14 protein-coding genes and 1 other RNA gene are annotated in these 13,764 nt (G+C 61.4%); 8 read left to right on the top strand and 7 right to left on the bottom strand.

The features are described 5' to 3' along the window. The first annotated feature begins 213 nt into the window (after positions 1-213). The 5 genes from gatC to rnpB all read left to right on the top strand — a co-directional run bounded on the left by gatC (position 214) and on the right by rnpB (position 3,858). Entirely contained in the window at positions 214-501 is a 288-nt protein-coding gene (gene gatC / locus DMZ65_RS03825; protein WP_116597504.1) for an Asp-tRNA(Asn)/Glu-tRNA(Gln) amidotransferase subunit GatC, read from the top strand. Then, the gene (gene gatA / locus DMZ65_RS03820) at positions 501-1,988 is read left to right on the top strand and encodes an Asp-tRNA(Asn)/Glu-tRNA(Gln) amidotransferase subunit GatA (protein ID WP_116597503.1); all 1,488 of its coding nucleotides are present in this window, start codon (positions 501-503) and stop codon (positions 1,986-1,988) included. The genes gatC and gatA overlap by 1 nt, the downstream gene beginning before the upstream one ends. Positions 1,989-2,024: 36 nt before the next feature. Further along, positions 2,025-2,723, top strand: coding sequence for a hypothetical protein (locus tag DMZ65_RS03815; RefSeq protein WP_116597619.1), 699 nt, complete (start codon positions 2,025-2,027; stop codon positions 2,721-2,723). After that, positions 2,681-3,424, top strand: a complete 744-nt coding sequence (locus DMZ65_RS03810; protein ID WP_500048333.1) for an N-acetylmuramoyl-L-alanine amidase — start codon at positions 2,681-2,683, stop codon at positions 3,422-3,424. Before DMZ65_RS03815 ends, DMZ65_RS03810 begins: the two co-directional genes overlap by 43 nt. A 12-nt stretch (positions 3,425-3,436) precedes the next feature. Continuing rightward, positions 3,437-3,858: RNase P RNA component class A (rnpB, locus tag DMZ65_RS03805), an RNA gene on the top strand. 131 nt (positions 3,859-3,989) lie between these two features. Here the strand turns inward: rnpB and DMZ65_RS03800 are convergent. After that, entirely contained in the window at positions 3,990-4,301 is a 312-nt protein-coding gene (locus tag DMZ65_RS03800; RefSeq protein WP_116597502.1) for a YciI family protein, read from the bottom strand. Between the two features lie 471 nt (positions 4,302-4,772). On the opposite strand from DMZ65_RS03800, the gene rpmG reads away from it, so the two are divergent. Further along, entirely contained in the window at positions 4,773-4,940 is a 168-nt protein-coding gene (gene rpmG / locus DMZ65_RS03795; RefSeq protein ID WP_084353547.1) for a 50S ribosomal protein L33, read from the top strand. A 253-nt stretch (positions 4,941-5,193) separates the two neighbouring features. Here the strand turns inward: rpmG and DMZ65_RS03790 are convergent, their stop codons facing one another. From DMZ65_RS03790 to DMZ65_RS03780, 3 genes are all read right to left on the bottom strand, one after another. Further along, positions 5,194-5,976: a Bax inhibitor-1/YccA family protein gene (locus DMZ65_RS03790; protein ID WP_116597501.1), complete on the bottom strand. Its 783-nt coding sequence runs from the start codon at positions 5,974-5,976 to the stop codon at positions 5,194-5,196. Between the two features lie 118 nt (positions 5,977-6,094). Further along, entirely contained in the window at positions 6,095-6,904 is an 810-nt protein-coding gene (hisN, locus tag DMZ65_RS03785) for a histidinol-phosphatase (RefSeq protein ID WP_116597500.1), read from the bottom strand. 53 nt (positions 6,905-6,957) lie between these two features. Then, on the bottom strand, positions 6,958-7,323 hold the full coding sequence (locus tag DMZ65_RS03780) for a helix-turn-helix domain-containing protein (RefSeq protein WP_116597499.1): 366 nt from the start codon (positions 7,321-7,323) through the stop codon (positions 6,958-6,960). Between the two features lie 324 nt (positions 7,324-7,647). Here DMZ65_RS03780 and DMZ65_RS03775 point away from each other — a divergent pair, with 324 nt between their 5' ends. After that, the gene (locus tag DMZ65_RS03775) at positions 7,648-8,568 is read left to right on the top strand and encodes an NADPH:quinone oxidoreductase family protein (RefSeq protein ID WP_438942696.1); all 921 of its coding nucleotides are present in this window, start codon (positions 7,648-7,650) and stop codon (positions 8,566-8,568) included. Between the two features lie 128 nt (positions 8,569-8,696). Further along, positions 8,697-10,037 (top strand): 8-oxoguanine deaminase, encoded by a 1,341-nt coding sequence (locus DMZ65_RS03770; protein WP_116597497.1) that lies wholly within the window; start codon positions 8,697-8,699, stop codon positions 10,035-10,037. Positions 10,038-10,692: 655 nt separating this feature from the next. On the opposite strand, the gene eno is transcribed toward DMZ65_RS03770, so the two are convergent. The 3 genes from eno to DMZ65_RS03750 form a co-directional block, all read right to left on the bottom strand. After that, on the bottom strand, positions 10,693-11,967 hold the full coding sequence (gene eno / locus DMZ65_RS03760) for a phosphopyruvate hydratase (RefSeq protein WP_084353541.1): 1,275 nt from the start codon (positions 11,965-11,967) through the stop codon (positions 10,693-10,695). Positions 11,968-12,090: 123 nt separating this feature from the next. After that, positions 12,091-12,987, bottom strand: a complete 897-nt coding sequence (locus DMZ65_RS03755) for a DMT family transporter (RefSeq protein WP_116597496.1) — start codon at positions 12,985-12,987, stop codon at positions 12,091-12,093. A gap of 158 nt (positions 12,988-13,145) precedes the next feature. Continuing rightward, complete coding sequence (locus DMZ65_RS03750) at positions 13,146-13,568, bottom strand: Fur family transcriptional regulator (protein ID WP_116597495.1); 423 nt, start codon at positions 13,566-13,568, stop codon at positions 13,146-13,148. Positions 13,569-13,764: the final 196 nt, after the last annotated feature.

Here is a 13,764-nt window from a genome sequence, read left to right as displayed (position 1 = left end):
TCTCCAGTTTTGCCGCGTTTTCCGAACCCTAGCACGGTTTTTGCAGGGGTCCAGCCATGCCGCTGATGCAGCGGCCCGCGCAAATGACAGCCCATCGGCAACACCATGAAACAGAGCTTTGTGGTCAAATGCGCGGGGCATATGCGGCATCTGCTTGCAGGGCGTCCATGTGGGCGGTAAATGCAGGCCTGACCTGTAAACCGGAGGCTTTCCATGTCGATTGACCTTGAGACTGCCGCGCGTGTGGCCAAACTGGCGCGCATCAAAGTGGAAGACGACGCACTGCCCGCATTGGCGGACGAGTTCAACACCATACTCGGCTTTATCGAACAACTGAACGAGGTGGATGTGGATGGCGTGGAACCCATGGTTTCCGTCACTCCGATGCGTCTGGCCCGCCGACAGGATGGCGTGACGGACGGCAATCAGCAGGACAAGGTTCTGGCGAACGCGCCCGATGCGCGCGAAGGCTTCTTTGCGGTGCCGAAGGTGGTGGAATAATGAGCGATCTGACAAAACTGACGGTTGCGGCGGCGCGCGACGCGATGCGCGCAGGCGAAGTGACCAGCGTGGAACTGACCGAAGCCTGCATTGCGGCCATCGACGGTGCCGATGCGCTTGGCGCTTTTGTGCACAAGACGCCGGAACTGGCATTGGAACAGGCCGGTGCCGCCGATGCGCGGATCAAGGCGGGGGATGCGCCGGGTATGTGCGGCATCCCGATGGGGATCAAGGATCTTTTCTGCACAAAAGGTGTGGCAAGCCAGGCCGGCAGCCGCATTCTTGAAGGCTTCAAGCCGGAATACGAATCCACCGTGTCGGCGCAGCTTTTCGATGCGGGCGCGGTGATGCTGGGCAAGTTGAACATGGACGAATTCGCCATGGGCAGCAGCAACGAAACCTCGTGCTATGGCAATGCCGTGAACCCCTGGCGGCGCGGCAACGACGACACGGCGCTGACGCCGGGCGGCTCTTCGGGTGGTTCGGCAAGTGCGGTTGCGGCGGATCTGTGTCTGGCGGCGACGGGTACGGATACCGGTGGGTCGATCCGGCAGCCTGCGGCCTTTACCGGCACTGTCGGGATCAAGCCGACCTACGGGCGCTGCTCGCGCTGGGGGATCGTGGCGTTTGCGTCCTCGCTGGATCAGGCGGGCCCGATGACCAAATCGGTGCGTGATGCGGCCATCGTGCTGGGTGCCATGGCGGGGCACGACCCCAAGGACAGCACCTCTGCCGATCTGCAAGTGCCGGATTTCGAGGCGATGCTGACCGGAGACATCAATGGCAAGAAAATCGGCATTCCGGCAGAATACCGGATGGAAGGCATGCCCATCGAGATTGAAAAGCTGTGGGCCGAAGGCGCTGACATGCTGCGCGATGCCGGGGCAGAGATCCTTGATATTTCGCTGCCGCATACGAAATACGCGCTGCCCGCCTATTATGTGATCGCCCCGGCGGAGGCGTCCTCGAACCTCGCGCGCTATGACGGGGTGCGTTACGGCCACCGCGCGACGCTGGCGCAGGGTGACGGCATCACCGAGATGTATGAAAAAACCCGCGCCGAAGGGTTTGGGCCAGAGGTGCAGCGCCGCGTCATGGTCGGCACCTATGTGTTGTCGGCGGGCTTCTACGACGCCTATTACAACCGTGCCCGCAAGGTCCGCACGCTGATCAAGAAAGACTTCGAGGATGTCTTTGCCGCCGGGATCGACGCGATCCTGACACCGGCCACGCCGTCCTCGGCCTTTGGTCTGGGCGAGATGGCCGAGGCAGATCCGGTGCAGATGTACCTCAACGATGTGTTCACCGTGACCGTGAACCTTGCCGGTCTGCCGGGGATCTCCGTACCGACGGGGCAGGACAAGCAGGGGCTGCCGATGGGGCTGCAACTGATCGGACGGCCTTGGGAAGAGGGCGATTTGCTTAATACCGCCTACGCGCTGGAGGCTGCAGCAGGATTTATGGCAAAACCCGGAAAATGGTGGTAGACGCAGGAACCCGGTGAACCGATGACAGGATACAAAATGCGGCTTTTACTTAGTGGTCTGGCGCTGGTTGTGCTTGGCGCTTGCCAGCCTGGAATTCCAGATAGCGGCGCGGGGGCCGGTTTTGAAAGTTACGAAGATCGCGCCCGACGCGACGTCGCCCTGGAGGGAAGTTCCATCCCGCCGGTTTCGGCCGTCAGTCAGGGGCCGATCACCGAAGGCGCGCCAGATCCGATAGACGCGGCGCGTGCCGCGCTGTCTGACGACGCCGAACAAAACTCCGGCGTAGAACCAGTCAACGCGTCGCCCACCAACGCAGCGCCCCAAGTTGTGTCGAACGCGGCGGGCATTTCCGACGAGAACGATTTCAACGCCGTGTCCGACGAACGCAGCATTGAAAGCGACGCCGCCCTGATCGCACGCAACCGCGCGCAATACGAGGTCGTGCAACCCACCGCTTTGCCGACGCGCAGCGGGTCCAGCGGACCGAATATCGTCGAATACGCGCTGCGGACGTCCAACCCCAAGGGGACACCGATCTTCAGCCGGTCCGGCTTTAACGCCCAATCGAAATTCCAACGCAACTGTGCCCGGTTTGCTTCGGCCGATTTGGCGCAAGAGGATTTTCTGGCCAATGGCGGCCCGCAGAAGGACCGCAAGGGGCTTGACCCGGATGGCGACGGCTATGCCTGCGCTTGGGATCCCGCACCGTTCCGCACGGTGCGCGCGGTCAACTGACACCGCTATTGCATCCTTCGCCCAATTTCGGGCCGCGGCGCGATGGTGCCCGGCCGGATATGGTGGTGATTCACTATACCGCAATGACCAGCGCCCAAGAGGCGCGGGACTGGCTGTGCAATCCGCAGGCCGAGGTTTCCGCGCATTATGTGATTTCGCGGCGCGGCACGGTCTGGCAACTGGTCGATGAAGACATGCGTGCCTGGCATGCCGGGGCAGGGGTTTGGGGCTGCGTGTCGGACGTAAACTCCCGCTCTGTCGGGATAGAGCTGGCCAATACCGGCGCAGAGCCTTTCCCAGAGCCGCAGATGGCCGCGCTGGAGGATTTGTTGCGGGGCATCACGGCGCGCTGGCAGGTGCCGCCAGAGCGCGTCATCGGCCATTCCGACCTTGCCCCCGGCCGCAAGATAGATCCCGGTCCGCGCTTCGACTGGCGGCGGCTGGCGCGACAGGGGCTTGCGGTTTGGCCGGTGGACGATTTGGAGGCTGAGGGCGGTAATACTCCAGCCGAGCTTGACGATCTTGGCAAGACGCTTGAAGCGATTGGCTATACGTCCGACGCGGATATGGAGACCAAGCTCGCCGCCTTTCGGCTGCGTTATCGCCCTGCCGCCACGGGGCCCGCGTCGCGGGCCGACAGAGCGCTGGCTTTGAAGGTTGCGCGTGACTATCCCGTTGACCCGGTGGCGCGCAACGCCTAACAGATCGCTTGCGCGGAGGGCCGGATGGCCGCGGGGCAGCAATGTTCCGAGGAAAGTCCGGACTCCCTGAAGCAACGGTGCCGGGTAACGCCCGGGCAGGGCAACCTGACGGAAAGCGCCACAGAAAACAGACCGCCTGTCATACCGGAGGTACGCCAAAGGAGATTATGACGGGTAAGGGTGAAACGGTGCGGTAAGAGCGCACCGGGGGCGTGGCAACACGCGCCGCATGGCAAGCCCCACCGGGAGCAATGCCGAATAGGGACCTCGGGCGGGATGAGCGGGCAACCGACATCACCGCAGGGCTGCTTCAGCCCAGAGGTCCGGGTTGGCAGCTAAAGGCGTCTGGCGACAGGCGCCGTAGAGGAATGGTCATCGAACCCGGGGTTTCGGCCCCGGGGGAACAGAATCCGGCTTACAGGCCCTCCGCGCAAATTTGACCACAAAACCATCCGTCGCTGCCTCAAGGGCAGGTGTCGTTCTTGCCGGTCACAGGGCCGCCGTGTTCAGGCCAATCGTGCTGTTCTCATATGGGCACCCTGGCCAGATGACCGGGACGCGTGGATCACATCTCGATGATGGGGGCCACTTCGACGGTGCCGCCGTCTTTGAGCATCGGGCAGCCCCTGGCCATCTCGCAGGCCGCTTCCGGGCTGTCGGCCGTGACAATGGTGTAGCCCGAAAGCGGGTTCGCCCCGCCATTGTCGGCAACACTGCCCGAGGACACCGTCATGGACATGCCCACCGGATTTCCGGGATCGGCCACCGCCTCGCCCATTTCGGTGAACCATGCTTCCCAGGCCGCCATCGCTGCCGCGCCTTCTTCTTCCGTCTCGGGCATTTTGCCGCCGTGATATGCAAAGATGAAGTTTGGCATGAAATTTCCTTCCTTGAAGTAAATGGCCCGAGGGCCGGGATGGATGCTTTGCAGGGCCTGTGCCGCCGGCACCCGATAAGCCGCGCCGAGGGCGGGTTCCAGCCATTCCTAGGGTAGCACAAGCCGTGTGCGATCTTCGTCCAGCGCGTCCAGCGAGATCATAGCATGGTTTTCGGTGCCGCGCGCGTGGTTCCGATCATGCCGACCCCAAGCACGGGGCACAAGCGCAGGTGCAGAAACCTTCGCCAAGCCGGACCTTTCAGCGGCTGCCTTCGAACCTATGTTGACGCAAACGCCAAGTCGGACAACAAAAATGGTGGCTTGGCGCGCAGTTTTGGATCAACTAACAGCAAAACAGGGTTTTTTCGATGAGATACCCGGCTAACTGGTTGACTCGGGCGCGTGTCGCAGTAAAAGGCGGCTTCTAGGATATTCACGGGACGCATCCGCGCCCGGTGCAGGAGACGACCCATGGCGAAGCCTACCACAATCAAAATCCGCCTGAACTCGACCGCAGGCACGGGCCACTTCTATGTGACCAAGAAAAATGCGCGCACGATGACCGAAAAAATGGCCGTTCGTAAATACGACCCGGTTGTGCGCAAGCATGTCGAGTACAAGGAAGGCAAGATCAAGTAAGATCTTGCACCTGCTGCCCGGTTCGGGTGGCAGCGACAGTCAAGACCGCGCAGCCCCACAAGGCTGGCGCGGTTTTTTCGTTTTGGACGAGGGTGAGCAGGCGTCGGGCGTTTCCGAGTTTGTATGCGTCTCCACATCCAAGCCATCGCACTGCGACCTGACGTAGTTCTGGTTCACGCCGTCATGTCGCACGAAAAACCCCGCCGGACGATCTGTCCGGCGGGGTCATGTCTGTCAGTCATGAAAAGGTGGGTTATTCGCGATTGCCCATCAACTGAAGCAGGAACATGAACATGTTGATGAAGTCGAGATACAGGCTCAGCGCGCCCATGATGGCCGCTTTGCCAAGCCACTCACTGTCACCACCCTGAGCATGCGCCAGGTAAGTGTTCTTGATGTTCTGCGTATCGTAAGCCGTCAGGCCCGCGAAGATCAGCACACCCAGCACCGACACGGCAAAGGCGATTGCCGAGGATGCGAGGAAAAGGTTGACGATCGAGGCGACGATCAGACCGATCACGCCCATGATCAGGAACGAGCCCCAGCCCGAGATGTCCTTTTTGGTGGTGTAGCCCCAAAGGCTAAGCCCCGCGAAGGAAATCGCGGTCACAAGGAACACCTGAATGATCGAGTAGCCGGTGAATACAAGGAAGATCGAGCTGAGCGACAGGCCCATCAGCGCCGCGAATGCGTAAAAGACAAGCTGAACGCCCGCGGCGGAGAGACGTTTCATCGCCGCACCGATGCCGAAGAAGATAAATGCCAGCGGGGCGAACATGATCACCCATTTCAGCGGCGACATATAGACCGCCTGCCCAAGACCCGTCAGAAACTTGTCCGTGCCGATCTGGATGCCCGTCACGCTGGGATCCGTGGTCACAGCAAGGCCTGCAATCGCCCATGCGGCAAGGAAAGTGATGAACATGCCCACGGACATCGTGCCGTAGACCTTGTTCATATGGGCGCGAAGACCCTCGTCAATCTGGGCTGTGCGAGCGCCTGCCGCACCTGTCCGGATTGTGTTGTATTCAGCCATTGAAGCCTCCGAATGAAGAACAGGGCGACCGAAGACACTCTCCGGCCATTGCCGTCAATATCGGAGCAGAACCAACTTTTTTCAAGGCCAATGAGACGCTTTGCCCAATTGTTATGGGTCAGCGACGACCGGTATCCAGAAGAGCCAGTGCCGCGGCGTGAATTTCCGGATTGGCGGCCGCCAGCGCGCAACCGCCATTATGGGCAGGGTTGCCTTGCCAGTCGGTGACACTGCCGCCTGCGGCTTCGATCACGGCGATCGGTGCCTGAATGTCATAGGCGTTCAGCCCGGCCTCGATCACCAGATCCACCTGACCCGCGGCGACCAACGCATAGGCATAGCAATCCATGCCGTAGCGCGTCAGCCGGGCCGTGGAAGCCACCCGCTGAAACGCCCCGCGTTCCGCATCCGTGCCAATCTCGGGAAATGTGGTGAAAACGATGGCTTCGGACAGGTCACGGGCGGCGCGGCAGGCCAGACGGCGCGTGCCCTGTGGACCGATGCATTCCGCCGTGCCAAAGCCGCCGTGGAACCGTTCCCCGATATAAGGCTGATCGATGACGCCCAGGATCGGGCCGGTTTCGTCAGCCAGTGCGATCAGCACGCCCCAGGTGGGGGTGCCCGATAGAAACCCGCGTGTGCCATCAATGGGATCTAGCACCCATGTCAGGCCGGACGTGCCGGGCATTTTGCCGAATTCTTCGCCCAGGACCGCATCATCTGGCCGCATTTTGGACAGCACATCGCGCATCGCGTCCTCGGCGGCTTGATCGGCGATGGTCACAGGGTCGAAACCTGCGGCAAGCTTGTTGTCGGCGGTTAGTGATGCGCTGCGGAAATGCGGCAGAATCGCGGAGCGGGCGGCATCCGCCAACGCGAAAGCCACCCGTCTGAATTCTTGTATCGCTTCGTCGGAATATCCGGCCATGGTCCCTCCGGCAGATGTGGTCTGCCTTTAGCTACCTCAGCCCGGTCGATGGCTCAAGCGACGTCGGACAAAACCCGAGCCAGTTCGAACAAACGACGGCGTTGGTTTTCCGGGATCGCGTAGTAGCTGCGTACCAGATCCAACGCTTCCTTGTCGCCGAGAATGTCGGCAGGTGCGGACTCGTTCGACTCGGTCTCGGCGGTTTCCAGCCCTTCGAAGAAAAAGCTGACCGGAACCTCAAGCGCGTCGGCGATGTCCCAAAGCCGGGAGGCACTGACCCGGTTGGCACCGGTTTCATATTTCTGGATTTGCTGGAATTTGATTCCCACACGTTCGGCAAGCTGCTGCTGCGTCATGCCGACAAGCCAGCGGCGGTGTCGGATACGCTTGCCAACATGAACGTCTACAGGGTGCGTCATACGATTTTCCTTCGTCACTATTACCAATGTCACAACATATTGAGAGAAGCCGCGAAACGGCTCTTTCTATTGCAACAGCCGCGCACCCCTACAGCATCTCATTACTTATCTTCGAAAATGTTAAGTAGCAAGGCATTTTGATCCATCGCAGGTATAACAGGTTAATTTTACGCAATCTAGACTTGCGTGACGTTAAGTCATCTTTTGGATTCATGTAGGCAGCACAACAGTTTGACAATTTAAGTATTTTTGTCGCGTAATCGCTCCAACAAAGGAGTTTGCATGCTTGGATATCAGGTTACATCACATCAAACGCCCGCCCAGATGGCAGATCTGCCCCTGCCAGAGCCGGGGCCGAGCGAGATTCGGATCAGGATTGCGGCTTGCGGGCTGAATTTCGCAGACCTTCTGATGCAGAAGGGGACTTATCAGGACACGCCCGCGCTGCCCTTCGTGCCAGGAATGGAGGTCGCGGGCGAGGTGGATGCCGTGGGCGAGGGGGTGGACGGGTTCCAGCCGGGCGCGCGCGTCGCGGTGTTTGGCGGTCATGGCGGGTTGGCCGAATACGGCTGCTTCCCGGCTGCCCGTGCGGTCAAATTGCCCGACGCCATGCCATTTGCCGAAGCTGCGGCCTTTCAGATTGCCTATGGCACAAGCCATGTTGCCCTGTCGCACCGGGCACGTTTGCAACCGGGGGAGACATTGCTGGTGCTGGGTGCTGCCGGGGGCGTGGGCCTCACGGCGGTTGAGATCGGCAAGCTGATGGGGGCCACGGTCATCGCCTGTGCGCGCGGTGCCGACAAGTTGCAGATCGCCCGAGATATGGGGGCTGACCACCTGATCGACACCGAAACGGCGGATCTGCGCGCCGAGGTCAAGGCGCTTGGCGGTGCGGATGTGGTCTATGATCCGGTCGGCGGGGATCTGTTCAAGGCCGCGTTCAGGGCCTGCAACCCCGAGGCGCGCATCCTGCCCATCGGCTTTGCCAGCGGCGATGTTCCCCAGATCCCTGCCAATCATCTGCTGGTCAAGAACATCTCTGTTCTGGGGCTCTACTGGGGGGGCTATATGGCGTTCCGCCCCGATGTGATCACCGATAGTCTGGCGGAACTGCTGCGCTGGTACGAAGAGGGGCGCATCCATCCGCATGTCAGCCATTTGCTCCCCCTTTCCAGTGCCGCGGAAGGGATGGACCTGCTGCGCAACAGGCGCTCCACCGGGAAGGTCGTGATCGAGATCGGATAGGTCGCGGGGCCTTCCCAGATCAGCCTGAACGGGTTACCTTGGGGCGCACCGGTCGAGTCCTTGCCCTTTCTGTCGCCGGTCCAATGCGTTCTCTGAAAGGGACTGAAGCTTCAGGAGGACCCCGAAAGATGGCCGAAATACTGATCCGCAATTGCGCCCATGTCATGACGATGGATGACGACGACCGCGAATTGAGCGGCTGCGATATCCTGCTGCGCGATGGGGTGATCGATGCAATAGGGCAGGGCTTGCAGACACAGGGCGAGATCGTCGACGCCACTGGTGCGCTTGTCACCCCCGGTCTCGTCAATACGCATCACCACCTTTACCAGACGCTGACCCGCGCCGTTCCGGGTGCGCAAGATGCGCTGTTGTTCGGGTGGCTGAAGACGCTCTACCCGATCTGGGCAGGGTTCACGCCGGACCATATGCGCGTCTCGGCGCTGACAGGGCTGGCGGAACTGGCCTTGTCGGGCTGTACCATGACCTCGGACCACCTTTACCTTTATCCGAACGGATCGCGGCTGGATGACACGATTGATGCCGCCACGGCCATCGGCCTGCGGTTTCATCCGACGCGCGGCGCGATGAGCATTGGCGAAAGTGCGGGCGGTCTGCCCCCTGACAGTCTGGTGGAACGCGAAGACGACATCCTGCGCGATGCGATCCGTGTGATTGATGCTTTCCATGATCCGGCGGAGGGCGCGATGATCCGCGTCGGCGTGGCGCCATGTTCTCCCTTCTCGGTCAGCCGCGAGCTGATGCGCGACGCGGCGCTTCTGGCCCGCGACAAGGGGGTGATGCTGCACACCCATCTGGCCGAGAACGACGAGGACATCGCCTATTCCCAAGCGCAGTTCGGCTGCCGTCCGGGGCAATATGCCGAAGATCTGGGCTGGACCGGCGCCGACGTATGGCACGCCCATTGCGTGAAGCTGGACGCACAAGAGATTGATCTCTTCGCCCGCAGCCGCACCGGTGTTGCGCATTGTCCCTGCTCCAATTGCCGCTTGGGGTCGGGCATCGCACCCATACGCGCGATGCGCGATGCCGGGGTGCGTGTCGGGCTTGGCGTGGACGGCTCTGCCTCCAACGATGCGGGAAACCTTGTGGCAGAGGCTCGGCAGGCCATGTTGCTGCAACGCGTGTCTTGCGGCGCAGATGAGATGAGCGCGCGCGAGGCGCTTTTTATCGCCACCCGAGGCGGGGCCGAAGTGCTGGGCCGTGACGATTGCGGTCAGGTGGCCGTGGGCAAGCGTGCGGACCTTGCGCTTTGGGACGTCACGGGCATCGAAAGTGCGGGAAGCTGGGACAAGGCCGCGCTGTTGTTGGCGGGGCCAATGCAGGTGCGCGATCTTTTCGTAGAAGGCCGACAAGTGGTGCGGGACGGACATGTGGTGACGGTTGACCTGCAAGACGTCACCACTCAGCAGACCCGGCTGGCGCGGGCGCTGGCAGAGAGCGCGTGATCGCGCGGCAAAGACGGCGTAGAGTCTGGCGATCGTTCTTCCCAAGAATCCGGGATAGTTGGCGATAGTGACGCCAATTTCCGTCGTGCCGTAAATCAAACGCATCTCGGTGCCAAAAACCTGATCAACATAGGTCGCGATTTCCGAGCAGACCGGCTCGTTGGTGAAGGACAGCTTGTCAAAGGCGCAGGTGAAATTCTTGGCCCCGCCGGAATTACGCACCATCCGGTAATGCGTTGCCGCAGCGGTCAGATTGGTGATGCGGAAATCATGCAAGGCTTGCAGCAGGCGGACGGAATCGCCGTTGCATCTGCTTGCCGACATGCCCATCACCATCGGTGCAAGCGTGCCATGCCGCCCCCCATGACCCAAGCGGGCAGTGACGGGCAAAAAAACGATCGCCGGGACGGGAGAGTGCCCCCGACACAGCCACGCGGCAGAAGCGAGACCGCCGGCGGGACGACCGTCCTCACCTAGCGGATCTATCAACTGTGGCTGTTTCACGGCACGCCGATATGGACAAAACGTCAAGACCCGTGACGGGCTGAAACGGAAAGCGGGCGACAGGTTTCTGTTTCCTGTCGCCCGTGTCCTACACTTTGGAATGGCATCCCGATCAGGGCGGGGCCTTTGTCATGCGCCGCCGCAACGCCGGTTATTTCAGGACAGAACGGCCTGCAAACTCGGCGGTTACGCCCAGCATTTCTTCGATACGGATCAGCTGGTTGTATTTCGCCAGACGGTCGGAACGCGACAGAGAGCCGGTCTTGATCTGGCCGCAATTGGTCGCCACAGCGAGGTCGGCAATCGTGGCGTCCTCGGTCTCGCCGGAACGGTGGCTCATCACGTTGGTGAACCGTGCGCGATGGGCCATTTCGACGGCTTTCAGCGTTTCTGTCAGGGTGCCGATCTGGTTGACCTTGACCAGCATGGAGTTGGCGCAGCCTTGCTCTATCCCCATGGCCAGACGGGCAGGGTTGGTCACGAACAGATCGTCGCCGACCAATTGCACTTTCTCGCCCAGCACTTCTGTCAATGCGCGCCAGCCATCCCAGTCATCCTCTGCCATACCATCCTCGATCGAGATGATCGGGTAGTCGTTGACCAGCGCCTGAAGGTAGGCGACATTTTCATCGGATGACAGAACCGCGTTTTCGCCCTTCATGTGATAGGCGCCGTCCTTGTAATATTCGGTCGCCGCGCAATCGAGGGCAAGATACATGTCCTCGCCCGCCTTGAAGCCCGCTTTCTCGATGGCTTTGAGAATGAAATCAAGCGCATCGCGGGTGGAGTTGAGGCCCGGCGCAAAGCCGCCTTCGTCGCCGATTCCGGTGTTGTGACCGGCGGCGGACAGCTCTTTTTTCAGGGTGTGGAACACTTCGGACCCCATGCGCACCGCTTCGCGGATATTGCTGGCCGAAACCGGCATGATCATGAATTCCTGAATGTCGATTGGGTTGTCGGCATGTTCGCCGCCATTGATGATGTTCATCATCGGAACGGGCAGGACGCGGGCAGAGGTGCCGCCGATATAGCGGAACAGGGGCTGGCCGGTGAAATCGGCTGCGGCATGGGCCGCGGCAAGGCTGACGCCGAGGATCGCATTCGCGCCCAGTCGGCCTTTGTTGTCGGTGCCGTCCAGTTCGATCATCGCGGAGTCGATGGCGACCTGTTCGGTCGCGTCGATGCCGACCAGCGCATCGGCGATTTCGCCATTGACGGCAGCCACGGCCTCCAGCACGCCTTTGCCCATATAGCGGGCCTTGTCGCCGTCACGGCGCTCCACGGCTTCGTGTACGCCGGTCGAGGCACCCGATGGCACGGCGGCGCGGCCAAGTGTGCCGTCCTCAAGGATGACGTCGACCTCGACGGTGGGATTGCCCCGGCTGTCAAGGATTTCGCGGGCGTGAATGTCGATGATGGTGCTCATTGGGCGTCCTCGGCCTGAATGGAACTTCGGGGGCAGTCATAGCATCTCGTCGGGGAAAGTAAACTGCGACCGTTAGCGCTAACCTGTGGGGTGGATATGTGCCGGAACACGCTTTACAGGCGGTTAGGGCATTTGCGAGGTTATGCGCGCCTCGATCAGCGCATCGCGGGCCAGCCGTCGTTCGCGCAAAAAGGAATAAAGCCCCGATGCGATGATGATTGCCGCGCCGGTCAGGGTCAGATTGTCCGGCATATCGCCGAAGACCAAGATGCCGACGCTCATGGTAAAAACCAGCCGCGAGTAGCGGAACGGGGCCACAGTGGAGGCAGGGGCCAGACGCATTGCCGCCGTCACGGCGTAGTATCCGGAGGTCGTGACCAGCACCGCACCGCCAACCTGTGCCAGCGCCATGACGTCAATAATCGGGGCATTGCCCTGGAGCAGCAACAAAATGACACCCACCGGGATGGTCGCACCAAACCCCCATGTGGACAGCGCGATCGAGGGGATATGGTCAGGCGTCATGCGCGTGACCAGATCGCGCATCGCCAGCCCCACCACGCCCATCACAACCAAAAGCGTCGCAGGCGCGAAGCCCTCAAAACCCGGCCGCACGACCAGAAGCATACCCAGCAGACCCACGAAAATTGCTGCCCAACGCCGCCAGCCCACAGGTTCATGCAGCAGCAGCGCCGCACCCAGCGTGACCAGCAAAGGTGTGGCCTGCATGATGACCGCGACAAGCGACAGCGGCACCAGCGCGATGCCCAGAACCATGCCCAGACCGCCCATCATCTCCATCCCGTTGCGCAGCAGCACAAGCTTTTGCAGCGCTGTCCTGGTGAAGATCGGGACGCGTTGTATGCGCGCGACGATATAAAAGACCGTCGTGCCGCCGAGGCTGAGCATCACCATGACCTGACCCACCGGTATCCGCGCGGCTGCCAGCTTGATGAACATGTCGCTGAGTGCCAGGAAGGCCATTCCCAGAACCATCAGCATGATCGCGCGCAGGGGCATGGCGGGCCCTTTTCTTGTTGGGAATATGTACGAAGTTGAAGGTTGCCTAATTCAGCCCGCGGTAAATGGCCAGTGTTGTTGCGCGCACAGTTCGGGCCGCGCGCCCGCACAGATGCAATCTTGGCGGGCAATATGGGCCGACGGAGGTCGCCGCCGTCTCAGCGGCGGGGGCGTGGGGTGATGGGCACGCCGTACAATTCCATCCGGTGTCCTTTCAGCCGGTAGCCCAGCTTTTCCGCAATCTTTTCCTGAAGCGCCTCGATCTCGGGGTCGACGAATTCGATCACTGCGCCGGACTGCATGTCGATCAGGTGGTCGTGGTGTTCACGCTCTGCGTCTTCGTACCGGGCGCGGCCATCGCCGAATTCCAGCCGTTCCAGAATGCCCGCCTCTTCGAACAGCTTCACCGTGCGATAGACCGTCGCGATCGAGATTGCCGCATCGCGCGCGCTGGCGCGCGCGTACAGTTCCTCGACGTCCGGATGGTCGGTCGCTTCTTCCAGCACCTGCGCAATGGTCCTGCGCTGGTCGGTCATGCGCAGGCCCTTGGCCTCGCAGCGTTCGATGATCGTGTCGGCCATCCGCGGTCTCCGGTTTCGTGGCCTTGACGTTTAACGAATACCTCGGCCATGGGCCAAGCCTAAATTTGACATTGCGGCGCGACCTTTCGTCGGCCTGTCGAGGTAAGGCCCGATGGGGGGGAAGGCAGGGCGCGGTCAGGACGTGACGAGCGAGGCCGGGTTGACTTTAGGGACCTGCCAGCGCATATGCATGCCA

This window comes from Primorskyibacter marinus (genome assembly GCF_003313245.1).
Taxonomy (GTDB): Bacteria; Pseudomonadota; Alphaproteobacteria; order Rhodobacterales; family Rhodobacteraceae; genus Primorskyibacter; species Primorskyibacter marinus.
This window is presented reverse-complemented; position numbering and strand designations above follow the sequence as displayed.

Excerpts from the sequence above, each read along its gene's own strand:
- gatC (WP_116597504.1), top strand. The coding sequence starts at position 214 with ATGTCGATTGACCTTGAGACTGCCGCGCGTGTGGCCAAACTGGCGCGC.
- gatA (WP_116597503.1), top strand. The coding sequence starts at position 501 with ATGAGCGATCTGACAAAACTGACGGTTGCGGCGGCGCGCGACGCGATG.
- DMZ65_RS03815 (WP_116597619.1), top strand. The coding sequence starts at position 2,025 with ATGCGGCTTTTACTTAGTGGTCTGGCGCTGGTTGTGCTTGGCGCTTGC.
- DMZ65_RS03800 (WP_116597502.1), bottom strand. The coding sequence starts at position 4,301 with ATGCCAAACTTCATCTTTGCATATCACGGCGGCAAAATGCCCGAGACG.
- rpmG (WP_084353547.1), top strand. The coding sequence starts at position 4,773 with ATGGCGAAGCCTACCACAATCAAAATCCGCCTGAACTCGACCGCAGGC.
- DMZ65_RS03790 (WP_116597501.1), bottom strand. The coding sequence starts at position 5,976 with ATGGCTGAATACAACACAATCCGGACAGGTGCGGCAGGCGCTCGCACA.
- hisN (WP_116597500.1), bottom strand. The coding sequence starts at position 6,904 with ATGGCCGGATATTCCGACGAAGCGATACAAGAATTCAGACGGGTGGCT.
- DMZ65_RS03780 (WP_116597499.1), bottom strand. The coding sequence starts at position 7,323 with ATGACGCACCCTGTAGACGTTCATGTTGGCAAGCGTATCCGACACCGC.
- DMZ65_RS03775 (WP_438942696.1), top strand. The coding sequence starts at position 7,648 with ATGGCAGATCTGCCCCTGCCAGAGCCGGGGCCGAGCGAGATTCGGATC.
- DMZ65_RS03770 (WP_116597497.1), top strand. The coding sequence starts at position 8,697 with ATGGCCGAAATACTGATCCGCAATTGCGCCCATGTCATGACGATGGAT.
- eno (WP_084353541.1), bottom strand. The coding sequence starts at position 11,967 with ATGAGCACCATCATCGACATTCACGCCCGCGAAATCCTTGACAGCCGG.
- DMZ65_RS03755 (WP_116597496.1), bottom strand. The coding sequence starts at position 12,987 with ATGCCCCTGCGCGCGATCATGCTGATGGTTCTGGGAATGGCCTTCCTG.
- DMZ65_RS03750 (WP_116597495.1), bottom strand. The coding sequence starts at position 13,568 with ATGGCCGACACGATCATCGAACGCTGCGAGGCCAAGGGCCTGCGCATG.